At 54.3% G+C, this 23,329-nt stretch carries 21 protein-coding genes and 1 pseudogene; 13 read left to right on the top strand and 9 right to left on the bottom strand.

Annotated elements, in window-relative coordinates; translation table 11 throughout:
- Positions 1-60: 60 nt before the first annotated feature.
- From CSQ89_RS01640 to CSQ89_RS01630, 3 genes are all read right to left on the bottom strand, one after another.
- Positions 61-567: a DUF1993 domain-containing protein gene (locus tag CSQ89_RS01640; protein WP_099404452.1), complete on the bottom strand. Its 507-nt coding sequence runs from the start codon at positions 565-567 to the stop codon at positions 61-63.
- A gap of 259 nt (positions 568-826) precedes the next feature.
- The gene (locus CSQ89_RS01635; protein ID WP_099404451.1) at positions 827-1,705 is read right to left on the bottom strand and encodes a hypothetical protein; all 879 of its coding nucleotides are present in this window, start codon (positions 1,703-1,705) and stop codon (positions 827-829) included.
- Between the two features lie 209 nt (positions 1,706-1,914).
- On the bottom strand, positions 1,915-2,898 hold the full coding sequence (locus tag CSQ89_RS01630) for a serine/threonine protein kinase (protein WP_099404450.1): 984 nt from the start codon (positions 2,896-2,898) through the stop codon (positions 1,915-1,917).
- A gap of 96 nt (positions 2,899-2,994) precedes the next feature.
- On the opposite strand from CSQ89_RS01630, the gene CSQ89_RS01625 reads away from it, so the two are divergent.
- Together CSQ89_RS01625 and CSQ89_RS01620 are read left to right on the top strand one after the other, a co-directional pair.
- Positions 2,995-4,257: a DUF1615 family protein gene (locus CSQ89_RS01625; RefSeq protein ID WP_099404449.1), complete on the top strand. Its 1,263-nt coding sequence runs from the start codon at positions 2,995-2,997 to the stop codon at positions 4,255-4,257.
- Between the two features lie 41 nt (positions 4,258-4,298).
- On the top strand, positions 4,299-5,813 hold the full coding sequence (locus CSQ89_RS01620; RefSeq protein WP_099404448.1) for a helicase HerA-like domain-containing protein: 1,515 nt from the start codon (positions 4,299-4,301) through the stop codon (positions 5,811-5,813).
- Positions 5,814-6,015: 202 nt separating this feature from the next.
- Here the strand turns inward: CSQ89_RS01620 and CSQ89_RS01615 are convergent, their stop codons facing one another.
- Complete coding sequence (locus tag CSQ89_RS01615; protein ID WP_099404447.1) at positions 6,016-6,729, bottom strand: LuxR family transcriptional regulator; 714 nt, start codon at positions 6,727-6,729, stop codon at positions 6,016-6,018.
- A gap of 322 nt (positions 6,730-7,051) precedes the next feature.
- Here CSQ89_RS01615 and CSQ89_RS01610 point away from each other — a divergent pair, with 322 nt between their 5' ends.
- From CSQ89_RS01610 to CSQ89_RS01580, 7 genes are all read left to right on the top strand, one after another.
- Entirely contained in the window at positions 7,052-7,420 is a 369-nt protein-coding gene (locus CSQ89_RS01610; RefSeq protein WP_158228862.1) for a DUF4902 domain-containing protein, read from the top strand.
- A 387-nt stretch (positions 7,421-7,807) separates the two neighbouring features.
- A complete protein-coding gene (locus CSQ89_RS01605) occupies positions 7,808-8,446 on the top strand; it encodes an acyl-homoserine-lactone synthase (protein WP_099404445.1) in 639 nt (212 codons plus the stop codon).
- Positions 8,447-8,560: 114 nt separating this feature from the next.
- Complete coding sequence (locus CSQ89_RS01600) at positions 8,561-9,643, top strand: hypothetical protein (RefSeq protein WP_099404444.1); 1,083 nt, start codon at positions 8,561-8,563, stop codon at positions 9,641-9,643.
- Between the two features lie 4 nt (positions 9,644-9,647).
- The gene (locus tag CSQ89_RS01595) at positions 9,648-10,508 is read left to right on the top strand and encodes a DMT family transporter (RefSeq protein ID WP_099404443.1); all 861 of its coding nucleotides are present in this window, start codon (positions 9,648-9,650) and stop codon (positions 10,506-10,508) included.
- Positions 10,495-10,986 (top strand): 6-pyruvoyl trahydropterin synthase family protein, encoded by a 492-nt coding sequence (locus CSQ89_RS01590; protein ID WP_099404442.1) that lies wholly within the window; start codon positions 10,495-10,497, stop codon positions 10,984-10,986. The genes CSQ89_RS01595 and CSQ89_RS01590 overlap by 14 nt, the downstream gene beginning before the upstream one ends.
- Positions 10,983-11,669, top strand: coding sequence for an SDR family NAD(P)-dependent oxidoreductase (locus CSQ89_RS01585; RefSeq protein WP_099404441.1), 687 nt, complete (start codon positions 10,983-10,985; stop codon positions 11,667-11,669). The genes CSQ89_RS01590 and CSQ89_RS01585 overlap by 4 nt, the downstream gene beginning before the upstream one ends.
- Before the next feature lie 30 nt (positions 11,670-11,699).
- Positions 11,700-12,950 carry an ATP-grasp domain-containing protein gene (locus tag CSQ89_RS01580; RefSeq protein WP_099404440.1) on the top strand — a complete coding sequence of 417 codons (1,251 nt, stop codon included), beginning with the start codon at positions 11,700-11,702 and terminating at the stop codon, positions 12,948-12,950.
- Positions 12,951-13,231: 281 nt separating this feature from the next.
- Here CSQ89_RS01580 and CSQ89_RS01575 read toward each other — a convergent pair whose 3' ends face one another.
- Positions 13,232-13,738: an Lcl C-terminal domain-containing protein gene (locus tag CSQ89_RS01575; RefSeq protein WP_158228861.1), complete on the bottom strand. Its 507-nt coding sequence runs from the start codon at positions 13,736-13,738 to the stop codon at positions 13,232-13,234.
- Between the two features lie 279 nt (positions 13,739-14,017).
- Between CSQ89_RS01575 and CSQ89_RS01570 the strand changes: the two genes are divergently transcribed.
- Positions 14,018-14,575 carry a glycine zipper 2TM domain-containing protein gene (locus CSQ89_RS01570; RefSeq protein WP_099404438.1) on the top strand — a complete coding sequence of 186 codons (558 nt, stop codon included), beginning with the start codon at positions 14,018-14,020 and terminating at the stop codon, positions 14,573-14,575.
- 221 nt (positions 14,576-14,796) lie between these two features.
- On the opposite strand, the gene CSQ89_RS01565 is transcribed toward CSQ89_RS01570, so the two are convergent.
- From CSQ89_RS01565 to CSQ89_RS01550, 4 genes and pseudogenes are all read right to left on the bottom strand, one after another.
- The gene (locus CSQ89_RS01565; protein ID WP_099404437.1) at positions 14,797-16,482 is read right to left on the bottom strand and encodes a sensor histidine kinase; all 1,686 of its coding nucleotides are present in this window, start codon (positions 16,480-16,482) and stop codon (positions 14,797-14,799) included.
- A gap of 308 nt (positions 16,483-16,790) precedes the next feature.
- Positions 16,791-17,501: pseudogene (locus tag CSQ89_RS01560) on the bottom strand (D-hexose-6-phosphate mutarotase); the annotation flags it as partial.
- Between the two features lie 92 nt (positions 17,502-17,593).
- A complete protein-coding gene (locus CSQ89_RS01555; RefSeq protein WP_158228860.1) occupies positions 17,594-18,484 on the bottom strand; it encodes a DMT family transporter in 891 nt (296 codons plus the stop codon).
- Position 18,485: 1 nt separating this feature from the next.
- On the bottom strand, positions 18,486-19,514 hold the full coding sequence (locus CSQ89_RS01550; protein ID WP_099404434.1) for an MBL fold metallo-hydrolase: 1,029 nt from the start codon (positions 19,512-19,514) through the stop codon (positions 18,486-18,488).
- Between the two features lie 277 nt (positions 19,515-19,791).
- Here CSQ89_RS01550 and CSQ89_RS01545 point away from each other — a divergent pair, with 277 nt between their 5' ends.
- From CSQ89_RS01545 to CSQ89_RS01535, 3 genes are all read left to right on the top strand, one after another.
- Complete coding sequence (locus CSQ89_RS01545) at positions 19,792-20,169, top strand: MerR family transcriptional regulator (protein WP_099404433.1); 378 nt, start codon at positions 19,792-19,794, stop codon at positions 20,167-20,169.
- A 191-nt stretch (positions 20,170-20,360) separates the two neighbouring features.
- Positions 20,361-21,524: an isovaleryl-CoA dehydrogenase gene (locus tag CSQ89_RS01540; protein ID WP_099404432.1), complete on the top strand. Its 1,164-nt coding sequence runs from the start codon at positions 20,361-20,363 to the stop codon at positions 21,522-21,524.
- Positions 21,525-21,636: 112 nt separating this feature from the next.
- Complete coding sequence (locus CSQ89_RS01535) at positions 21,637-23,325, top strand: AMP-binding protein (RefSeq protein WP_099404431.1); 1,689 nt, start codon at positions 21,637-21,639, stop codon at positions 23,323-23,325.
- Positions 23,326-23,329 lie beyond the last annotated feature (4 nt).

Here is a 23,329-nt window from a genome sequence, read left to right as displayed (position 1 = left end):
CAACACCATGAAAAAGCCGACGCTACTGCGTCGGCTTTTTGGGGCTAGCTGCTGAAAATATCAGAACTGACCAAGATAATCGCGCTTGCCAATATCTACGCCGTTATGCCGCAAGATGGCGTAAGTCGTAGTGATATGGAAAAAGAAATTCGGAAAGACATAGGTCAGCAAATACGGCTGGCCCTGGAATACGGTTTCCTTGTCACGCCGCTTCAGCGTGATGGTGCGCGCTTCACTGCCATTAATCTTCTCGGCGGGTACGCTCTGGATGAAATCAATGGTCTTGGTGATACGCGCCTGCAATTCGGCAAAGGTTGTTTCCGTATCGGGGTAACTGGGCACGTCAATGCCAGCCAACATAGCGGTACAGGTTTTAGCTGCATCCGCCGCAATTTGCACTTGGCGAGCCAGGGGGAACATGTCGGGGGCCAAGCGAGCGTTGATGAACACGCTAGGGTCGATTTTGCGTACTTCAGCACTGGCTGCGGCTTTCTCCAACACGCTGGAGAGATTACCGAGCAGACGAACAAAAACTGGGACAGAAGCTTGATACATGGAAAGCGACATGACAGTTCCTCAGTTGGTTAGGAAAATCGGAAAACCCACCCTGTAATATGGGCCTGATCAGGCTGGCCACAAGGGTGGTTCTTCCAATTTGGGCAATCTGTTCACGCCGTTCCATAATATTTCATAGGGAGCGATGCCTTTAAGCGCCTTACGCATAAATGCAAAATTGTGGGCAGCAACAAAGTCTGCAAGATGCAGACGCAGTTGAGCGTGACCTATTGCCGATCCAAACCATCAATTGCCCCGGAACGGGCGTTTGTCAAACTAACGCATTGTCTTTGAAAAACTGCCTCGCTTCATTTGATGAAGCATTTTTTAAACTATCTTTTTCTACAATAGTGTCTGCTGCATAGACAACATGACGTCCACAATCATTACCGTTGAGTAACCCTTGATGACCGAGATAAGTTGTTACAACGCTGAATTCTTTTGCAACTTTCCCTTCCAACCCATTACAACCAAGACCATCACTGCCAAGAATTAAGTCTTTTAATTTTTCCTTGCCATTATAAAAATGGTCGATAAGCCCACCTTTAGAATCTATTAACTCCGCCGAGATAATCTTTCCATTTTCTATTTTAACATCAAATAAAGTAAAATGCCCCCGCGGCCCAAAGCATCCAAGATCGTTTCCTTGCGCAACAGGTAGCAATGCTCGGACATCCCCTACTGGATAAGCGTTGCAAATATCGAGAAGTACTTTAGGAACTGAAAGAGACCCCCCTCTTTGAAATACAGAACCACTTTCAGGCAAGTCATGACATGATGAAGATACGACGTATCGAGTATTTTCTAGTGACTTACTTCGAAAATCGGGCAAGCCATTTCCGTTTCTGCTCTCGGAACACTTCCAGTCATCAGCCTGCGAAAATATACGGTCTAATGCCATATTCATTTGATGTGACGACATCTTTGATCCATAAGATCCCGTGAGGGTCTGGGCAATGCGTATAATCATGTCCACTAAATAAGCAGTAATGCCTTTACTATCACTTTCTTTTTTAGAAATTTCATTTAACGACAATACTTCTGAATCAAAAGCACTTATTGTTTCAAAATACAGATCCAATCCATTATTCGATACTGTATTCAATGCTGGATTGCTGCTGCTCATATCCAGTTTCGATTCGATCTTCATAATTTATTACTCCTGATTTAGGATAATGTCCTACATTGAGTATTTTCATTCTATCAAATCTCTACCTTATTTTTGAAATAGGGTTTCATATTTTCTACAATTAGAGATGAATTCCTAAAATCACGTAACAATCTTGGCACTTCCACCAATCTCGTTTCTAACCAGCATCCCGTAGCCTGCTGCCGCATCCTGGACATTCGTCCATCTACTCAAACAAGCCACAAGGGTGGTTCTTCCATCTGGGCGATTTGCTCGCGTAACTCCAGAATCTTCTGTTCCCAGTAGTGTGGGGTGCCAAACCAGGAAAAAGCCTGTGGAAAAGCAGGATCGCCCCACCGCCGGGCCAACCAAGCACTGTAGTGGATCAGTCGCAAGGTGCGCAGCGCTTCGATGAGATGAAGTTCGCGATGGTTGAACTCGCAAAAATCCTCATAGCCGGCCAGGATATCCGCCATCTGGCGTATCTGGTCGCTACGATCACCCGAAAGCAGCATCCACAAGTCTTGCATCGCTGGCCCCATGCGACTATCGTCGAAGTCGACAAAATGCGGGCCGGCGTCTGTCCACAGCACGTTGCTGGCGTGGCAGTCGCCATGCAGACGGATCTGCTCAACTTGGCCCGCGCGGACGAAACACGCACGTACGCCAGCCAGCGCCTGCTCGGCTACCTGCCGGTAGCTATCCCGTAAATTGGACGGAATAAAGTCGCTGTCCAGCAGCCAGGCTATAGGCTCTTCGCCGAAGGTAGCGATATCCAGCGTCGGGCGATGCACATAGGGCCGAGCACGCCCAACCGCATGTATCCGCCCCAGAAAGCGGCCTAGCCATTCCAATACGGCAGGGTCGTCCAATTCCGGTGTACGGCCACCGCGGCGGGGAAAGACCGAAAATGCGAAACCCGCGCGGTGATGCAGGGTCTGCTCATCAATGGTCAACGCACCCACTACCGGGATCTCCAGCGCGGCAAGTTCTGCTACAAAGGTGTGCTCCTCCAGAATTTGCAGGTCGCTCCAGCGCGCTGGACGATAGAACTTGGCAATAATGGGCAATTCATCATCAATGCCCACCTGGTAAACACGGTTTTCATAGCTATTGAGCGCCAACAAGCTGCCACTGGTGCGTATGCCCAGGCTGTCGATGGCATCAAGCAGGCAGTCTGGCGTCAATAATTCATAAGGCGGATGGGTAGTCATGCCGCTATTGTACGGAGCCTGCCCACCACGGCGCGGCTTTTCGTCAATCAGCCCTAGGGCTACTATCGCAACCTGGTCCTTCTAAGCAGCCCCATCGTGCCCCTACGTTCTCTACCCTTGCTTCTTGTGTTTGGCAGCCTATTGGTTGGCTGCGCCAGCACCACTTCCAGCCCAAATAACGCCCCCATCGAAATCGGCACGCCCAGCCCAATACCTCCTGCCGAAACGCCGGCAGAAGCGGTGAATGAGCCACCGATACCTGTCGATACAACAATGGTACCCACCCCGGCAGCCGAATCACCCAAATCCACTTCACCGGTTGCGACAGGCTATCGTGATGCCCAGGCAGGCCGGGCCCTGCTGAATCAATTGTTACCCGCCAAGGTCAACGACCGGCCGGGCTGGGCACAGGATATTTTCGGTGCCTTCGAGGGGCTGAAAATCCCCTACACCAAGGAATATTTCTGCGCCGCCATCGCCACGATCGAGCAGGAGTCAAGCTGGCAGGCCGACCCCGTCGTACCAGGGTTGAATCGCATGGTGTGGGAACAAATCGGCAACCGGGCTGACAAGTACGGTGTACCGTTGCCCATCGTCAAAGCGGCATTGGGCAGAGCATCAAGCAATGGTCGTAGTTACCGTGAGCGCATCGACAAACTGCGTACCGAAACCCAGATGAACCTGCTGTTTGAAGACATGGCTGCCGAGGCAGACCGGCTTGGGCTGCCACTGAATATGCAGAACCCCATTCGTACCGGCGGGCCAATGCAGGTCAGCGTGGACTTCGCCTTAGGGCACACAAAGGTCTGGCCCTACCCCTATACCTACAAGGGCAGCCTGCGCCATGAAGTCTTTACCCGTCGTGGCGGCACTTACTTCGGCGTAGCCAATCTGCTGCACTATCGTGCGCCCTATACCGACATGGCTTACCGTTTTGCCGATTACAACGCCGGGCGATTCTCCAGCCGCAATGCCGCATTCCAGGCGGCCGTAGCCAAGCTGGGTAAGACCAAGCTGGATAGGGATGGCGACTTATTGCGCTACGAGGCAGGCAAGCCCAGCAAAACCCCCAGCAGCACCTTGTTGGCGTTACGCGCATTGGCGATACGGTTGAAGGTCAGCCCCGCCGAGATTGAACGCGACCTGTTGCTGGAAAAGGAAAATGCCTTTGAACAGACGCCGCTCTATAAACGGGTGTTCGACCAGGCGGAAGCGCCTACAGGCAAGCCGCTGCCCCGGGCCATCTTCCCGCAGATTCGCCTCAGTAGCCCCAAGATTACCCGCAAGCTGACAACCGAATGGTTTGCCAAACGGGTGTATGGACGCTACCAAAACTGCTTGGCGCGAGGGAACAGCTAGACTCAATTCAATACAGCCTTAATGCCCACAGGATATCCGCCATGACCGAACCCTTGCTGATTGCCAAAACCGGCGATAAGACCCTGACCCTGTTACCTGCCCTGGCCAACCGCCATGGCTTGATTACCGGCGCGACGGGCACCGGCAAGACCGTTACTCTGCAACGGATGGCAGAGGCTTTCTCGCAAATCGGCGTGCCGGTATTCTTGGCCGATGTAAAGGGGGACCTATCGGGGATTGGCGCGGCCGGCGCCGATTCACCCAAGCTGAACGCCCGCCTAGCTGAATTGGGCCTGACACTGGATTACGCCGCCAGCCCCGCGGCCTTTTGGGATGTCTATGGCCAGGCAGGGCACCCGGTTCGCGCCACCATTTCGGACATGGGGCCACTGCTGTTGGGCCGTTTGCTCAACTTAAACGATGTGCAGGCCGGAGTATTGCAACTGGTGTTCAAGATTGCTGACGACAACAACCTGCTCCTGCTCGATCTCAAAGACCTGCGCGCCATGGTGCAGCATGTGGGAGACAATGCCAAGCAGTTCACCACCGAATACGGCAATATCTCCACCGCCAGCATTGGCGCTATCCAGCGTGGATTGCTGGGTTTGGAAAGCCAGGGAAGCGACCAGTTTTTTGGCGAGCCTATGCTCGATATCGCCGACCTGATGCAAACCGATGCCAATAGCCACGGTGTCGTCAATGTGCTGGCGGCAGACAAGCTCTACAACAATCCCAAGCTCTATGCCACCTTCCTGCTTTGGCTGCTGTCTGAGTTGTTCGAGCAACTTCCCGAAGCGGGTGACCTGGATAAACCCAAGCTGGTGTTCTTCTTCGACGAAGCCCACCTGTTGTTCAACGATGCGCCAGATGCCTTGGTGGAGAAAGTTGAACAAGTAGTACGGTTGATTCGCTCCAAAGGCGTCGGCGTCTATTTTGTCACTCAGAACCCGCTCGATATTCCCGAAGCCATCCTCGGCCAGCTGGGCAACCGGGTGCAGCATGCCCTGCGTGCCTTCACCCCGCGTGACCAGAAAGCCGTCAAGGTAGCGGCCGAAACCCTGCGCGCCAACCCGGCCTTCAATGCCGAAACTGCCATCATGGAACTGGGCGTAGGCGAAGCGTTGATTTCCTTCCTCGACGCCAAGGGCAGCCCTACGGTTGTCGAACGTGCTTTTATCACCCCACCTGCCTGCCGGCTTGGCCCGCTGACACCCGCCGAACGTGCCGCGTTAATTCAACAGTCGTTGGTATACGGCCATTACGAAAAAGCGGAAGACCGCGAGTCGGCCTACGAGAAATTGCGTGGCAATACCGTGACGGCGACATCGAGCGATACCACCACGCCGCAAACCGCCCAACCGGGAAACGAAGAGGGCGGCTTCTTTGGCGGCGCATTGGGGCAAATCCTGTTCGGCAGCACCGGCCCGCGTGGCGGCCAGCATGATGGCGTAGTACAAACCGCCGCCAAGAGCATGGCCCGCACCATGGCCAATGAAGTGGGCAGGCAGATTCTGCGCGGGGTGCTGGGGTCCATCATGGGCGCGCGCAAACGCTGACAACCGAGCCTGAAAGGTTCAAGGTTAATCCGAACCAGCAATTGCCAGGACTAAACAGTTAGAACCAGTCTAAAGTCTCGCGAGCTAAGTCAAGATAAGGCGGAAACAGCCGAGGAAGCGGCGTTTACGAATGGTAAATGAGCATTCCGAGGGTGTTTTCAACGCCATATTGCCGATGCACAGCAGACTAATTAGACAGGTTCTAAAACAGCATGCCCAGCATGGACGCCTTAATGGCAGCCTCGGTTTTGTTGGCTGAATTGAGCTTACGCATGGCGTTCACCAAATGAAATTTGACGGTGCGCCCATCAATGGCAAGGATGAGGCCGATCTCAGTGTAGGTCTTGCCGGTTGATGTCCACTTGAGCACTTCACGCTCCCGCGTGGTCAGTTCCGCCTCGCATTCCGGCATCAATTGCGGCGCTAGTTGTTGGCTCATTGCGCCATGCACCAGCCGCGTCAGCCAGGTCATACGCAGTTCCTTCTCATCTCGCTCGACCGGTGTGATGGCATCGGCAGAACGCACCAGCGACAACAAACCAATCAGGCCATATTTACCTTGGGCAGGCATGCACCAACCATGGCGCAGCTTATGCAGCCGGGCCTCTTCCCAAAATTCAGCCTGAGAGGCTGGCTGGTCGGCAGACCATAGCAATGGAGTGGTTTCCGTCAGCCCGTGCAAAACGGTCGGGTCGATATCGAAGTAGTTGTTTTCCACGTAGCGCTGAACCCAATGTTCAGGGTAATCAGACATCATGAAAAAACGCTGGTTGCTTACAGGTAGTGGCAATCGCATGCCATAAGCACAGTGTTCAAACCCAAGTTCCCGTGCAATACGTTGCATTTGGTTGAACACTTCTGTTTCGGACTTTGCGGACGCAAATTGATCGATATAGACTTCGCGCCAATCATCCATCACCTGTTACTCCAATACCGCCAGCATGCCCGTATGGGCAGTGTGAGGCGGTTGCGCATGTGCTTAGAACCTGTCTACGATCTTACTGTGCAGTCATGATCAGGGCTCATGTGCTGCTCAAAATCCTCATGTACAAAAGTACATTCCTGTTTCTGCGCTGCGCTTCACCCTGCTGACGACTGCTCGCGACAGATCGTAAACAGGTTCTTAGGATAAATACGTAGTCCCGATAACTGCCGGCAAAATGAAAGAAGAACGCGAGTGCTGCTGCATCACAGATAAGCGCCGAACTCCCGACAATGCCGAGCCCTATGGAATACCAATGCTAGCGTTAGCACCTGACGGTTTGATAAGACTCACCTTTGCCGACTTATGCAGCACGCCGATAAAGCAGCTTATGGTCTGGCAGGACACAGACTTACTGAATGAATTGAAAGACTGGGGCATCAAACCCAGCATCGCTGGATTCTGCGAGTGGGTGAGCGAAACAACCGCCCCTCAAATCAGTATCGGCTGGGCCTGGTTCCTACCAAGCACCACAGAGCGGCCGATTCTAGCGCCCGGTGGGGTCAGCAGCAATGTGATGCTCCGTACCCAAACAGGGTATGACTTGGGCTCCCAGAAGACCGCCGAATTACTGCTGGCATGGGTTACCGGCCTGGAGTGGCAAGGCCTTATCGCTCGTCACTAACTTGTCCCACGGGTGCTGCACCACACAAAACCAATGCAATAATTTACTCAAATTCTGTTATTTCACTTTGCTTATTGGGATGTTTTGTTGCACAAAACATCCACTTTGCTCCCCTACACCCCGATTTCCAGATCGTGTTCCGCGCCATAAGCCGGTCCCCGGGAACATAAAGTTGGGGCAATTCAGGGAAAAATAGGCATGTTGACAGGGGCATCCTGTCCCTCTTGGTGACGGCGCAGCCGGGCTTTCGCCCCTATTTGCGGCGCCTACCGCAAATAACGACGGCATAGTAGGGAAAAACTTCAAACCTGCCCGAAGGGGCAGCTACTGTGCGCCAGGCCAGTCACGTCTAATCAATGTCTTCGTAAGTCCAAGAATGAAAGCAACATGCTTCAGATGGTTTCGGGTACCCGGGAGGAACTTCGGGTAGAAGTAGAGGTATCGCTGGCAAAATTTCGCCATCGTGTGTTTGTTCAAGAACTAGGGTGGCCTTTACCCACCGAGAACACACAAGAGCGGGATGTCTTTGATCGTGACGACACCGTTTATGTGATTGCACGCGATGCATCGGGTGAAATCTGCGGTTGCGGCCGCCTCCTCCCCACTACACACCCTTACCTCTTGAGCGAAGTATTCCCCGAATTGGTGGGCGAGATGCCCCTCCCGCATGTAAGGGATATTTGGGAGCTGTCGCGTTTTGCGATCAGTGCGCCAAACGGGGCGCGTTTAAGCAGTACCGAGGCTTGGCAAAACACCTGCGCATTGATGGCGAACATCGTGGATACCGCCGCCAGGCAAGGCGCAGTCCGCCTGATTGCTTTTTCTGCCGTCGGCAACGAACGGCTGTTACGAAGAATGGGGGTCAACGTCCATCGGATTTCGGTGCCCCGATTAATTGATGGAAAGCCAGTGTTGGCGTTCTGGATCGAAATCGATGATCAAACCCAATCTGCACTGGGTATCAAAACCAATAAAACCCGTGAGCAAACACCCATATCGGGCCTCCCGGCCAGATTCGCCGAATGACGTAACGGGCATGCACTTGTATTGACTTCGGGCACTCGGCACCACAGCCCAAAGTAGCTTTCCGCTTTTTGTATACATACCTTTTAACTCAAGACATTGGGCCAAGATACCATCATGGAAACAACTAATGCATTAGCATTGGATTACCTCCGCTCGTTGCGCATCCGCCTTGACCGAGGCGACCGTCGCATTCTTATCGATTACCCGCTCCAGTTCACCAAGGGCACACTACAGCAGACGCAATGCGAGCTTTTCGTCGACCAACCATTGCGTGACCGGGTGGCAAACTGGACTGAACAACTCGGTGGCTTTGCCAGTTTCATCTCGCGCTACCAGGACTTCGACCCACGGATGGTTGACCAGAGCTGGCCTGCCCACTTCCCGGTGCATGTCCTCAGCGCAAAAGGCCAGATTGTTGAAGGCCGCAATATCTTCATGTTCTTCCCCGAAGTGCTGGGCCTTTCGACTGGCCAGCACAATGACTATTTTGGCCTTGAGCTGATCGACATCTGGGATGCGGTGTTTGATCAGGTAATAACACCGTGCGTACAACGCATGTTCGACGCTCAGACCCAGTTCGACTATTTCGAGTCTTTCTGTACACAACGGCGCGAACTCATTTATCTAGCATCAGTCTTCCACGAAATCGGTCATCGCGTCGGGCCATGGAAAGTCTCGCCCTGCAAGGATGAAAACATCCACTTGTCCAAGATGCAGGTAGATATCATGGGTGAGTTGAGCACTGATACATACTTAGTGAAGTTCCTACCTGAATTCCCGGAACTGGCCAGTTTCGTGCTGTACCAACGGCTGTTCTGGTTTGGCCGTATGCATTACGAGCAGGACAGCGTACATGGCGCACTCAACACCGATAACGATGCCTGGATCGGCGCTTATCTGTGGCAAATCGCCGAACGCGTTGGTTGCCTGAGCCACGATTCAACCTCCGGCCTGTGGCGTATTGCCCGGGACCGGATCGCCAGCATATTCGATGTCGTATTCGACGAACTACAAGCCATTGGCGCCCAATTGCTCAATGAACCGGATCAAATCGATGCACTACAGCGCTGGATCGACGAGCGTGTGCCAAAAGATGAGGCAGGCCAATTCATCTACCCGGACTCAATGGCACAAGCGCTGCGCCGTTGCGCCGATGTGCCTACTCGTGTCCGTATAAACCAACCCATCAAGGTATAGCGCTATGTTTGGCCTTTCTCAGTGCCTTGCCATTGTTGCCGTAGCGGTATGGGCCATCTTGCCCATACTCATTAAGCACAGTGCCTTCGATTCCAATATCGCGTTGTTCCTGGTCGTTCGCTTTACCTTATCGACCCTATTGTTGGCGTCGATTATGAGCAGCATCGTGCGCAAACTCGCTGCCTTGCGGCCGATTGAATGGCTGGCGTTTCTGCTGCTGAATGGAGTGATCTATTTCCTACAGACACTGGCGCTACAGGCAATGCCCGCCACGCTTTATATCGTGGTGTTCTCGCTCACCCCCATTCTCTGCCTGGTGACCCTTCGTATCCGTTTGAACGTCTGGGGCTGGCTATGTGTGGGTATCACGCTGTTGTCATGCATCTGGTTCGCCCAGTCCGGCCACAAAACCGGGGGCGGCAGTAATCTAAGCTGGATGGCGATGTTGGCAATGTTGGGTGGGATGGTCAGCTGGGCACTGTATAGCGCATTCATCATCCGCTTTCAGACTACCTTCAGCGACATAGAAATTGCTGGCTTGAGCAGCCTGTTCGGGCTAATGGCTGCCTTTCCTGTATGGGCACTGGCCGGCTTCAGCACAGCAGGCATCAGCTTGCCGAGTCTGGGAGGGGCCGCGCTGGTTGGGCTTATCGTCCCTATTGGCTATTACACCTATTCTTTCGCACTGCGTAAAACCCCGGTGTTTGCCGTTACTTCGCAGTATTTCGAGCCGATTTTGGCGTTGGGCGTTGCCGTGGCACTCACCGCAGAGACCATTACCGCCCAACAAGCTGTCGCTGCCCTGATCTGTATCTCGGCAGCCGCACTGGCAGAACGCGCAGGAAAGCAGCATGCGGCAGGATAGATTGGCTATTCGCATAGACAGAGACGACATCGGTTTCGCTGCGGCGCATTTCACAATCTTCTCGGCCACCGAACGCGAGGGCCTGCACGGCCACAACTTCACCGTAGGGATGGAGGTTGTCGCCAGGGGCGAAGAGAACGGCATGATCTTTGACTACCGCCTCTTGAAGTCCCGTCTGCGCGCACTCTGCGCGGAACTGGACGAGCGCATGTTGCTGCCCGCTCGCTCCGCCCATTTGCAAATCAGCCGCATCGGTAACGATATCGAATGCCGATTTGCCGATGACAAATTCACCTTTCCCTACCGTGATGTGGTGATGCTTGAACTGCCAAATATCACGCTGGAAGCATTGGCTGAATGGTTTCTTGGGCGCTTGCTGGTAACAACCGATCTGCCACGTGAGTATCTGGCCGAGATGAGTGTCAGTGTCGCGTCTTCCCGAGGCCAGCAAGCTCGTCGCCAGGCGATTTTGTCATGAGAACGGCAATTGTCACCGGCGGCAGCTCCGGTATCGGTGCAGCCATCTGCCAGCGTTTTTTGGATGAAGGTTGGCGCGTTATCAGCGTATCGCGGCGACACCCTGAATTGGCGGGCGTGCACCATGTGGCCATTGACCTGGCGCAGCCGGACTGGTGCGCATCACGATTGGAAACCTGTTTGGGAGACCATAGCGGCCCGCTGACGCTGGTGCATAACGCTGCAGCGTTTAGCCATGACAAGGCGGATGCCGTCGATGCAGCTTATCTGGAATCGGCTTTTCGCCTGATGGTCGCCAGCCCGGCAAAACTCAACCAGCTGCTGGCTCCGCGCCTTGTACCCGACTCTTCCATTCTTTATCTGGGCTCGACGCTTGCAGACATCGCCGTGCCGGGGGCTTTCTCCTACAGCGCCCTGAAGCACGCCACTATCGGCATGATGCGCGCCACGCAACAGGACTTCAGTGGCCGGTCGGTACACAGCTGCTGTATCTGCCCCGGTGTTACCGCCACGCCAATGGTGGTTGCCAACACGGCAATCGACGAAACCTTCCTGCGCGAGCGTGTCTCGTTCGGCCGTTTGGTTGAACCCACCGAAATTGCATCCCTGGCCTATTTTTGCGCGGTGTCGCCCAGCCTGAATGGCGCAGTGCTACATGCCAACCTTGGCCAGATCAATCGCTGACAGCCTAACCAAACCAATAGGAGCGCATTCATGCGTAAGAAAATCATCGTACTGGAAACCTCAGATGTCGGCGCACGCTACACCGGTCTCGCCATTCGCCAACTGGGTTTCGAGCCTTTGTTCCTGCTCAGCAGCCTGAACCAGTATCAAGCCGATACCCGACGCCAGCTGATGGAATTCGAAGTACTGGAATGCGGTAACACGAATGACTCGACCATCATCGACCAAGCCCTGGCTGATTTGCCATCCGACACCATCGAAGCCGTGGTGACGCTATTGGATTCACGCATCGCCGTGGCGCAGCAGGCGGCAACCAAGCTGGGCGTGCGCGGGTTGGACCCAGCCTTGGCACGCATCAGTGAAAAAGCCGGCGTGGCTGCACTGATACCTGAGTACAGCCCCCGGTCGATCACCATGGTGGCCGGCGACGATCTGTCGTCCGCCCTGTCCGCGCTAGCCGATGTCCACCAGCTGATCGTCAAACCATCACGCGGGGCGGGTGCGCTCGGTTATGCCGAGTTCAGCCCACAGCAAAACCATGTCGACCTGATCCAGCAACACATTACCGAACAAGCCGCAGCGCTGGGCGTAGACACATTCCTGATTCAGGAAAAACTGAACGGTAAGTTGGTCAGCCTTGAAGGCTATGTTACCGAAGGCATCTGCCATTTCCTTGGCTTTAGTCTGCGCAAGAAAATCCGCAAAACCGAGTCTGCCAATCTCTTCCCTGGCGACAGACATTTGTCGCAGACCGCCCGTGATACAGCCAAAGAAGCGGTCACAACGTTGGTTGCACGCTCTGGCTTTCGCCAAGGCTACTTCCACAGCGAATTTCTGGTCGATGAACATAGCACCCGCCTGATCGACGCCAACGTTGGCCGCATCGCCGGCGCAGCCGTCTCCGAACAAATGGCCATCGCTTTAGGCATCGACCCCGTCACGCTATTTGCCCACGTAATCGGGATCGGCTGCCTGGGTGTAACGCAACCTCTGCCGGCGCAGACACCGCAAGAAACGCTATCCATCTTCTACGGCGTGGCACGCAAGGAAAAGTTCGAAGGCATCGTTCTGCCCAAGGCTTGGAGCCTGCGCCATACCCAGCTTCTGGACGAGCAGACCGAAATCCCGGCGATGGGTGGCGATAACTGGGCATGGCTCGGGTTGGCATCAGGCACCTCGCAGCAGGTGCTTGAACAAATCGACCAAATCCAGGTGATAACTCAGCAAGGCACCACTTCGCCACATTATCTGGAAGCCGGCCAAACACTGACAGATTGGTAAGCATGTAGCTCCAGTAGAGGTAGACCATTTCGACAGTTCCTGTTTTTGGGGGCTGTCGAATACATTGGCATCCCTAAGCACCTGTCTAAAGTCTCGCGAGCTAAGGCAAGAGAAGGCGGAAACAGCCGAGGAAGCGGGGTTTAAAAGTGGTAAATGAGCATTCCGAGGGTGTTTTCAACGCCATATTGCCGACGCGCAGCAGACTTTAGACAGGTTCTAAGAACCTGTTGACGATTTTACTGCACAGCCGTGATCAGGCTCTACGCCAACAGTGGCAAAGCCTATTTCCCGCTACGCACCAAGCGCACACCCAGTGCAAATCCCTTGGTATGGCCGTCTACCTCGCCGCTGAGGAAATCGACGTAATACACCAGCGGCGACATCCCCTTGACGGTAGTGAGGCTCCAATAAGGTGCGCCCTCTCCCAAGCTCCTGATATTCGGAAACACCACCGCATTGACCGCTGGATTGCTGCATTGGTGTTCCACAATGCCATAGAGCTCTTCAACCGTTGGTACACGCCAGCCTTTGCCTAACTTCTGAGCATACTTCTTCGCCTCATCCAGCTGCATTGGCTTCACATCACCGACGCACGCTCCACCTTTCCAAGTGGCGCCCACACTGCATCGGGCCCAAGTCAGCTTTGTTTTCGGGTCGAATGCCTCCCCTTCTTTGAGCACAAAGTGAGATGTGGGGGTACTGGCAGGTTTGTTTTTATCGCAAACCGCCACGGCAATGTCCGCATGACAGCTGGCGGCAGCGATAAGACTAGCAACGTATTTTTTCATAGGAGGATTTGGGGTAAGCAGCAAGGTGACGTCCGAAAAAGGACGCACGATAAGACAGTGAATTGGTTCTATAGGCAGAGGACAGGTTACGGCCGAGGGGCCCAATAACCTGCCTCCTACCTGCGGTATCTCAAGTAAAAAATCAACCTCCCGCCTCGACAACCAGTGAAGCATCGCCTTAGTTAGAACGATTCAGGAAAGGTTCAGCCCGGCTACGCATAATCGCTCCCAACGTCACAGCAACACTTATCGCAATACTCGAAAAAGAAGGAGCAACAAATGAACAAATCGATGCTGACCGGCATTGCAATTGGTGGCGCGGCAGCGCTTTCGCTAGGCGCTGTTGCTGGCTACCAAGCCCTCAAGGGCCCGGAATACGCTGAAGTACTGCAAGTAGTCGCGGTAAAAGAAACCATCAAGACACCGGAAAAGGTTTGCCACGACATTCAAGTCACCCACAAGCGTGCGGTAAAAGATGAAAACCGGATTGCCGGTACCGTAGTGGGCGGTTTGCTGGGCGGCGTACTGGGCAATCAAGTTGGTGGCGGCAATGGTAAGAAGCTGGCCACCGTAGCAGGTGCAGCTGGCGGTGCCTACGCAGGCAACCAAGTCCAGAAGAATATGCAGGATGGCGATACCTACACCAGCACCAAGCAACGCTGCGTAACGGAAACCAAGTCGCACGAAAAAACCGTTGGTTACGACGTGCAATATCGCCTTGATGGCAAGACCGCCATGATCCGGATGGATGCACCACCCGCCAGCGACCGCATTCCGGTCAAGGATGGCCAGCTGCAACTGGCGAACGCGGCAGTGACACCCAAGTTCGCAAACTGATTAAACACTTCCCTGTAATGCTGTAGCTCCCTGTTTGGGCACCTTCGGGTGCCCACTTTTCATTTTGCCCAGGTTGGCTTGGAACCCGTGCAAACTCTCGCTAGCCAGCGCGAGGCAAGACGGAAACAACAGAGGAAGCAAAGTTTACAAAGGGTAAGTGAGTATTCGAATGGCGTTTTCAACGCCACATCGCCGACGCAAAGCAGACATTGAACAGGTTCTTACAAAGGATCGTCCGCCAACAACGCCATCAAATCACCGGCCGGCGGTAACCAGAAAGAGAAACTGGCCCCTTGCCCAGGCTGACTCTCAGCCATGATGCTGCCATGATGGCGTAGTACGATGCGCTGTGCGATGGCAAGGCCGGTGCCACTACCTGTAAACCCGCCCTGGCTATTCAGTGTTTGAAAGGGGGCGAACAAACGCTCAATTGATTCAGAATCAAACCCCCGGCCATTGTCCTGTACAACAATCTCACGCCGGCCATCGCGCTGGCGTTCCATCAGTTGGATATGAGGTGTTTCCGCCTGCTCGATGAACTGCCAGGCATTTCGTAGCAGGCAATCAAGCAGTATGCGCATGAGCCCAGGGTCGGCATGGACAATCAGCTGTGGCGGTACATCAAACCGCAGGTTTTTATAGGGCTGACGATCTTGCAAATCAGCCACGATCTCCGCTGCTAACTCAACCAGATTGACTTTACCTACCGCCAGAGGACGCAAGGAAATCTTCGATAAACTGACCAGATCATCGAGTAATCGCCCCATCCGCTCAGCAGCGCTCAGGGCTCGATCCAGATAATTACATCCTGTGTTATCGAGCACAGCGAGGTAGTCCTCGCGCAAAATGCTGCAAAAACCATGTATGGCGCGCAACGGCGCGTTCAGGTCGTGCGATACCGAATAGGTAAAGGCTTCCAGCTCTCGCATGGTGCGGCGCAATTCATCGGTACGTATCGATACCTGTGATTCCAGGCTGGCATTGAGCTGGGTTATTTCGGCTTCTCGCTGCAGGCGTTCCAACTCTGCACCGGCACGCCCGGCGAACACCTCCAACACGGTGCGTGTCTGGCTGATATCTGTATTGGGCCTATCATCCAGTACTTCGAGCAGACCCAGCACGGTGCCATCGACCGCACGTAAAGGCACACCGAAATAACTCTCGGCCTTCATATCAACCAACAGCAAATCATTAGGGAAATGTTGCTGCACACCCTCGGGATAAAATGAAACCCCGTCTTTGAGCACATTGGCACAAGGTGTACCTGCCAGCTCATATACCAAGGCTTCACCCAGTTTGCCATCCACACTCAATGCAATCGTGCGGGCATGGGTTGGCTGATCACGCGGGTAAACCTCGGCTACCAAGGCATAACGCACGCCCAGCGCACCGCCCAGGGCTATAACCAACGATTCGAAATAACGCTGGCTGACCAGATCGGACGTACCAGTTCTAATATCACCAACCAAGGCATTAAAACCTTCCGAACGGGTAATGTCCTGATTAATCCCCGTCATACGGCTTGGATTGCCCGAACTATCCCACTCTACCCAGGCACTAGCCTTGATATAGCGCCAGCCGCCCGCTACATCGCTTACCCGGAACACTGAGTCATAGGGTTTTTCACCGCGTAGGGCGGCCTCTATCTCCTTATCTACGCGCAATACATCCTCGGGATGCAATTTCACCAGCCATTTTGCGGCTGCACTTTGCGTGTCACTCGGTTCCACGCTGTAAATTTCATACATGGCTTCATTCCAGATCACTTTCTGGTGACCCAGATCCCAGACAAACACCCCCAGCCCGGCTGAATGTGCCGCCCGCAGCAAGGCGTCCGCAATCTCACCAGGATCTTGCAGATCGGTGGTAGAAGAGATGGTTAGCCGGGAAAAATCAATCAGCGACATGGGCTTGGCAACGAAGAGCACAATCCAGTCTAGGGTATGTCCTGCCGCATTTCACGCAACTTACACGTACGCATTGACAATGCGATTCAATTTACCTAATCCGAATCAGCCTGCTATAGCTGGTAATCCGCGTATAACCTATTCTTAACGCCAACTCACTATGGGCACCGCACTGCTGAAGGGATAGAAATCTTTACACTTGGGGGCCCATCCGTTTACGCCGTCACCAACCATATTACTCAGGACGAAAGACGCATACTGCCCCTATGCATTTCGCCAGGTGCCAGATGAATACTGGCAACGCCAATATTGCCGCGCTCCACACATACATACCCAGGCCAATGCGCACCGATGTCCGCCACCGATTCAGCAGCAGCGCCCGGATTCCAAACCACTGCGCTGCGCATATGGCTCGCGTCGATATGGATGCAGCGCTCGCCATCCCTTAGCAGCAATGGCCCCTCTGCACTTTCAAAACTGGCATCGATGGGCTTATCCAGCAGAATTGCCCCCTGCTGCGGGGTCGTGACATGGGCAACCTCTCGGCGCAAGCGGCCATCCAGGCCTTCGACTAGGCAGCGATGCAGATCGGTAACGGCAAAATAGCTGTGCAAGGCATAACTGAAACTGATCGGCCGGGTATCGCGGTTCTCCACCAGCAGATCAAACTGCAGTGCACTATCCAGCGTTATTGTCAACTCCATACGAAACGCAAAAGGCCATAGACTGCGGGTTTCGGCATTGTCATTTAACTCGAATACAGCCCTGCCCGGCTGCTGCTCGCACAAAGTCCATATCTGATTGCGCGCGAAGCCATGTGCCGGCAAACCGTCGGGATGCTTGCCGAACCAAGGAAAGCAAATCGGTACACCACCACGTACGGCCTTGCCCGGTTCGGTACTCGCAAGGGGCGATAGCCAGAGCAAGGGCTTGCCATGCAATTCAGCATTCAGCACCTGCGCCCCCTGCAAATTGATGCGGGCGCTCCCATGGGTGGAAACAAGTTCGATTGGAGTCATCATTGGGTTGCCACTCGGGTGAAATGTAGTTCTGACTGTAGCCCGGGCATGGGCCTGAATGCTACCGAAGAAGCGTGGCGCCCACCGTTGACCTACTTGCTATTGGTCAACCAAACCCCGCCCACAACACCCAAGCCACCCAGAAATGTAGCCAACGATAGTGACTCCCCCAGTAGTACGATGCTAGAGAGCACGGCAAACACTGGCACCAGATTGGTAAAAACGATGGTCTTAGCAGCACCCAATACCTTAATGCCATCGCTATACCAAACAAAGGCGGCTGCCGTCCCCAGCGCTCCAAGGTAAAACACGCCGCCCCATTCCGCTGGCGACAGCAACAAGGGCGAACTCAACTCCCCCCGCAGAGCAGCAGTCAGCCCCAGTAACACGCAACCAATCAATGCGGCCCAGGCCGTGGCTTGCAAGCTGCTGAAATGTTGCATTGCGTTACGCCCAATCAGCGTATAGACCACCCAGCTGATGCAACACCCCAGTATCAGTAACTCTCCCTGGCCAATGCCTTCACGCCAAAGGCTGGCAAAGTCGCCATGAGAGATCACCGTTACTGCACCCAATAAGGAACACACAACCCCGATCCAGCGGCGCGCACCCAATGCCTGTCGCAGCAATAATGCCCCGACCAACGCCACCATGATGGGATTGAGTGCAACCAATAGTGCTGCACGACTGGCAGGAATCCTCGCTAAACCGAAGAAGAAAAATACGTTGTAGGCAAACACGCCGGACAGCCCCAAAGCCAATGCCCACAGCCATTGATTACGATCAGGCATTTGCACACTCGCTGGCGAGCGCCATAAAAGGAAAAACAGGCAAAGTGTTGCCACGACAAAGCGCCAGAACGCCACCGATAATGGCGGCAGCGCTTGTGCAAGAATCCGGCCCACAATAAAGGTGCCACCCCAAATAGCCATGCTGACCAGCAGCTTGAAGTAAAGCGTACGAAGCAGTGTCTGTTCAGACATATCACACCCGACTGAAGCGATAGCAGAGATCAGCATCCTGCTGACGCCGCAGTATGCCGGCGTGCCAGAGGTGGTTGAGATGGGCGATGCACTCGGCAAGCGCAAACATGGTCTGGTAGAGATCAAACACACGGCCAAACAATACTGGCAGCAATTCAAAAGCCGTCATGGGACGTTGAATGGCCGCAATCAATGCCCCAAGGCGTTCCTGATGGTGTGCATGCAAGGCTGCGACCCGAGGCTGGATGCCCCGAAAAGGCCGGCCGTGCGAAGGCAGAACTAACGTATCCTCGGGCAGGTCAAGAAAGCGATCAAGCGAAGCCAGGAAAGGCTTGAGTGCGTCAGCATCCGGGTCGGTAGCCCACGTACCCACATTGGTGGAAATCTTGGGCAGCAACATATCGCCAGCGATCAAACACTGCTTCTCTTTGCTATAGAGCGCCATATGCTCGGGCGAATGACCATAGCCAGGAATGGTCACCCAATCTACGCCGCCCATAGCCAAGGTATCGCCTGCCAAAATACGGTTGAAGCTGACCGGCAGACTTTTAACACCAAATCGATAGCTATTGCCCCGTTCCCGATACTGGATGGCTTTGCTCGCTGGCAGGCCATGCCGGCCAAAGTGTGCATTCAACGCCACCACATCAAAGCCCGGTAATCCATGCCATGCCGCATGAGCCGAGGCAAACTCACCCAAACTGCAATAGAAAGGCGCGGTAAAACGCTGCGCCAGCCAATCTGCCAGTCCTATGTGATCTGGATGGTAATGGGTCACCACCACACGCTGTATCGGCAAGCCTGCCATCGCACCGGAGAAAAGCTGTTCCCACAACGCACGGCTGTCCTCCGCATCAAAACCGGTATCCACAACGGTCCAGCCGCGCTCTTCACGCAACAGCCACAAGTTGATGTGGTTTAAGGCGAAGGGCAGCGGCATTTTCAACCAGTGCACGCCGGGAACAACCTCAATGGTCTGCCCTGGATCGAGCAACTGGTCATGCAGGGGGTAGCTAAGACGATTCGGCATAAAGCACTTCTGAAAAAACGGTCAATGTAGGCAGGTTAAACCAATGGGGAAACCCTCACATCCATCTCAAAACATTTCAGCCCCATGCAAAAAAAGAAAAGATAAAATGCATATATTGTTTTGATATCTAAGGATATTTTTCCAAAAATTCAGGACCAACCGCAGCAATGACAGTCGGTTTTTCGACCGCTCTACAGATAAGTCCTGATTATGACAGCCCCCCCACCCTCTGCTATCTTCGCGGCACATAAAAATCATTCAAAGTTTTCTGATACCCATGCCTGATAACCGCATCTATACCATTACCGAGTTAGCGCGCGAATTCGCCCTTACCCCTCGCGCTATTCGCCATTATGAACACGAGGGCCTGCTGGCCCCCGGCCGGCAGGGACGTAACCGCGTCTTCACGCGTGCCGACCGAACCCGCCTTAAATTAATCCTGCGCGGCAAACGGCTAGGGTTTTCGTTACAGGAAACCTGCGAGTTGTTCTCGCTTTACGACGCAGCACGTGACGAACGACCGCAACTGGTAAAGCTGCTGGAGTTTCTGCGGCCCAAGCGCGAGGCACTGATGCAACAACGCGCCGATATCGATGCCATCCTTGCAGAAATGGATGACTTGGAACAAGAAGCCGAAGCCCTGCTACGCGAGTAGCAAGGGCTTTTTTCCATTGCAAAATTGACGTTTACGTAAACGTAAAATAAAGTATCGAGCAATTGCTCGGCCAAGTTGATGCCATCAACCCAATACCCGGTTCGATTGACGCGAATTCTCTGCAACCCATGTCAAACAACCAGCACAGCGGCCGAAGTACTCGCTATCAACGCCGTTTTGGAGAACCCCTAATGCACATCCCCGCTCTCAACTTTGGCTTAGGCGAAGACATCGACATGCTGCGTGAGGCCGTACAAAACTTTGTAGCCAGCGAACTGGCACCCAACGCCGCCAAGATAGACGAAGAAAACCTCTTCCCTGCCCCAATGTGGCGCAAGTTTGGCGAGATGGGCTTGTTGGGCCTTACCGTAGAGGAAGAGTACGGCGGTACCAATATGGGTTACCTCGCCCATATCGTCGCCATGGAAGAAATTTCGCGTGGATCGGCCTCTGTAGGTCTTTCCTACGGTGCGCACTCCAATCTGTGCGTGAATCAAATCGCCAAAAACGGCAACAAGGCACAAAAGCAGAAGTACCTGCCCAAACTGATTTCTGGTGAATATGTCGGTGCATTGGCTATGAGCGAACCCAATGCCGGTTCTGACGTCGTGAGCATGAAGCTGCGCGCCGATATAAAGGGCGATGCTTATGTGCTTAATGGATCGAAGATGTGGATCACCAACGGTGGCGACGCCGATGTGTCAGTGGTGTACGCCAAGACCGATGTGAACGCCGGCCCCAAGGGCATGACGGCCTTTCTGGTCGAAAAAGGCATGAAAGGCTTCAGTTGTGGCAGCAAGCTCGACAAGCTTGGCATGCGTGGTTCCAATACCTACCCCTTGTTCTTTGACGACGTGGAAGTACCGGTTGAAAATGTCCTAGGCCAAGTGGGCAAGGGCGTAAATGTGTTGATGAGTGGGCTCGACTACGAGCGCGCCGTCTTGGCTGGCGGCCCGCTGGGCATCATGGCAGCCGCGATGGATGCCGTCGTGCCTTTTGTGCATGAACGGACACAGTTTGGCCAAGCCATAGGTGAATTTGAATTGATGCAGGGCAAGCTGGCCGATATGTACGCCACCTGGAGCGCTTGCCGGGCCTACGTCTACACCGTGGGCCGGGCTCTCGACCGAGGAGAGACTACTCGCAAGGACGCCGCAGGGGCCATTCTCTATGCCGCAGAAAAAGCCACCTGGATGGCAGGTGAGGCCATTCAGACACTAGGCGGGAATGGCTATATCAACGAATATCCGGTCGCCCGCCTGTGGCGCGATGCCAAATTGTATGAAATCGGCGCCGGCACCAGCGAAATCCGCCGCATGCTGATCGGCCGCGAACTGTTCAACGAGACCAAATAAAGCGCCCTACTGTCCCAAGCCGGCAACAAAGCAAGCCCCCGCGTGCCGATAAATTGACAGCACGTCGCAAGAACAAGAGGCTCCGTCTTTGTCCTTTGAGAGGAGACACGCCATGACGCAGGTCAGTTACGTGCACGGCGCGGTCGACCAACCGCTGCTGGGCCAGACCATTGGTGACTTTTTCGACGGCGCCGCCCAACGCTGGGCCAAGCAGGAAGCCCTGGTGGTGTGCCATCAACAGATTCGCTGGTGTTACGCCGAGTTGCACGCCAAAGTCCAAGCCTGCGCAGCGCACTTGCTCGCGCTGGGTTTGGAGCCGGGCGATCGTATCGGTATTTGGGCCCCCAACTGCGCTGAGTGGGTGGTAATGCAACTGGCGACAGCCAAGGCCGGTTTGGTGCTCGTCAATATCAATCCGGCCTATCGGCTGGCTGAGCTCGAATACTCCCTCAACAAAGTGGCTTGCCGTGCCTTGGTATTGGCCCCAAAACTAAAGCACAGTGATTACCTGGGCATGATCAATGACCTTGTGCCAGACCTCACCGCCGCCCAGCCTGGAATGCTGCAAAGCGCCCGGCTACCGGCGTTAAAAATCTTAATTCGCCTGGGTGATGAACACACGCCCGGCATGCTGAATTTCAGTACGCTGCTCAAACCCGCCTCCAGCGAAGCCCTATTGTGTCTGGCCGAAGTCAGTGCGCGCATACAGTTCGACGACCCGGTAAATATCCAATTCACGTCCGGTACTACCGGCGCACCGAAAGGGGCAACGCTCAGCCACCACAATATCCTCAACAATGGGCACTTCAGCGGCGCCATCTTGAAGCTGACGCCGAACGACAAGGTGTGTGTTCCTGTCCCGGCCTACCACTGCTTTGGCATGGTATTGGGCAACCTCGCTTGTCTTACCCACGGCGCTACCATCGTCTACCCCGATGAAAGCTTCGACGCAAAGTCTGTGCTGGATACCATCGTCGCGGAAAAGTGCACTGCGTTGCACGGTGTGCCCACCATGTTCATCGCCATCCTGAACCACCCAGACTTCGCCCGGTATGACCTGACCAGCCTGCGTACCGGCATCATGGCAGGTTCACCCTGCCCTATTGCGGTGATGAAACGGGTAGTAAGCGAAATGCACATGGCCGAGGTGTCGATCGCCTACGGTATGACCGAGACCTCCCCCGCCAGCTTCCAAAGCAGTAATGATGTGCCGCTTGAACGACGTGTCACCACGGTGGGCCGCATCCATCCTCATGTCGAAGTAAAGATCATCGATACCGAGGGCCATATCGTGCCGCGCGGGAGATCGGGGGAGTTGTGTGTGCGTGGCTACAACGTCATGTTGGGTTATTGGGGCGATGACGCCAAGACCCAGGAAGCCATCGACGCCGCGGGCTGGATGCACACCGGCGACCTGGCCGTTATCGATGACGAGGGTTACTGCAATATCGTCGGCCGGATCAAAGACATGGTGATAAGGGGTGGCGAAAACCTCTATCCACGCGAGATTGAGGAATTTCTTTACCACCATCCAAAAATCCATGATGTCCAGATAGTCGGTATTCCCGACCCCAAGTACGGCGAAGAGCTTTGCGCCTGGATCATCGCCAAGGAAGGTACAACGTTAACCGATGGCGAAGTCCGCGACTTCTGTCATGGCCAGATCGCCTATTTCAAGGTGCCGCGCTATATCCACTTTGTCGCAGCCTTCCCTATGACCATCACCGGCAAGATTCAAAAATACAAGATGCGCGAAATCATGACTGAAGTCCTGGGCCTAACGGCTAACGAGACAGCATGATGTT

It is taken from the genome of Chitinimonas sp. BJB300, from assembly GCF_002735695.1.
Taxonomy (GTDB): domain Bacteria; phylum Pseudomonadota; class Gammaproteobacteria; order Burkholderiales; family Chitinimonadaceae; genus Chitinimonas.
Note: the sequence above shows the minus strand (reverse complement) of the source record. Positions and strands in the feature narration are given on the sequence as shown.

Excerpts from the sequence above, each read along its gene's own strand:
- CSQ89_RS01565 (WP_099404437.1), bottom strand. The coding sequence starts at position 16,482 with ATGTCGCTGATTGATTTTTCCCGGCTAACCATCTCTTCTACCACCGAT.
- CSQ89_RS01610 (WP_158228862.1), top strand. The coding sequence starts at position 7,052 with ATGCTAGCGTTAGCACCTGACGGTTTGATAAGACTCACCTTTGCCGAC.
- CSQ89_RS01550 (WP_099404434.1), bottom strand. The coding sequence starts at position 19,514 with ATGCCGAATCGTCTTAGCTACCCCCTGCATGACCAGTTGCTCGATCCA.
- CSQ89_RS01545 (WP_099404433.1), top strand. The coding sequence starts at position 19,792 with ATGCCTGATAACCGCATCTATACCATTACCGAGTTAGCGCGCGAATTC.
- CSQ89_RS01605 (WP_099404445.1), top strand. The coding sequence starts at position 7,808 with ATGCTTCAGATGGTTTCGGGTACCCGGGAGGAACTTCGGGTAGAAGTA.
- CSQ89_RS01580 (WP_099404440.1), top strand. The coding sequence starts at position 11,700 with ATGCGTAAGAAAATCATCGTACTGGAAACCTCAGATGTCGGCGCACGC.
- CSQ89_RS01535 (WP_099404431.1), top strand. The coding sequence starts at position 21,637 with ATGACGCAGGTCAGTTACGTGCACGGCGCGGTCGACCAACCGCTGCTG.
- CSQ89_RS01555 (WP_158228860.1), bottom strand. The coding sequence starts at position 18,484 with ATGTCTGAACAGACACTGCTTCGTACGCTTTACTTCAAGCTGCTGGTC.
- CSQ89_RS01540 (WP_099404432.1), top strand. The coding sequence starts at position 20,361 with ATGCACATCCCCGCTCTCAACTTTGGCTTAGGCGAAGACATCGACATG.
- CSQ89_RS01575 (WP_158228861.1), bottom strand. The coding sequence starts at position 13,738 with ATGAAAAAATACGTTGCTAGTCTTATCGCTGCCGCCAGCTGTCATGCG.
- CSQ89_RS01635 (WP_099404451.1), bottom strand. The coding sequence starts at position 1,705 with ATGAAGATCGAATCGAAACTGGATATGAGCAGCAGCAATCCAGCATTG.
- CSQ89_RS01585 (WP_099404441.1), top strand. The coding sequence starts at position 10,983 with ATGAGAACGGCAATTGTCACCGGCGGCAGCTCCGGTATCGGTGCAGCC.
- CSQ89_RS01640 (WP_099404452.1), bottom strand. The coding sequence starts at position 567 with ATGTCGCTTTCCATGTATCAAGCTTCTGTCCCAGTTTTTGTTCGTCTG.
- CSQ89_RS01570 (WP_099404438.1), top strand. The coding sequence starts at position 14,018 with ATGAACAAATCGATGCTGACCGGCATTGCAATTGGTGGCGCGGCAGCG.
- CSQ89_RS01630 (WP_099404450.1), bottom strand. The coding sequence starts at position 2,898 with ATGACTACCCATCCGCCTTATGAATTATTGACGCCAGACTGCCTGCTT.
- CSQ89_RS01600 (WP_099404444.1), top strand. The coding sequence starts at position 8,561 with ATGGAAACAACTAATGCATTAGCATTGGATTACCTCCGCTCGTTGCGC.
- CSQ89_RS01590 (WP_099404442.1), top strand. The coding sequence starts at position 10,495 with ATGCGGCAGGATAGATTGGCTATTCGCATAGACAGAGACGACATCGGT.
- CSQ89_RS01620 (WP_099404448.1), top strand. The coding sequence starts at position 4,299 with ATGACCGAACCCTTGCTGATTGCCAAAACCGGCGATAAGACCCTGACC.
- CSQ89_RS01595 (WP_099404443.1), top strand. The coding sequence starts at position 9,648 with ATGTTTGGCCTTTCTCAGTGCCTTGCCATTGTTGCCGTAGCGGTATGG.
- CSQ89_RS01615 (WP_099404447.1), bottom strand. The coding sequence starts at position 6,729 with ATGGATGATTGGCGCGAAGTCTATATCGATCAATTTGCGTCCGCAAAG.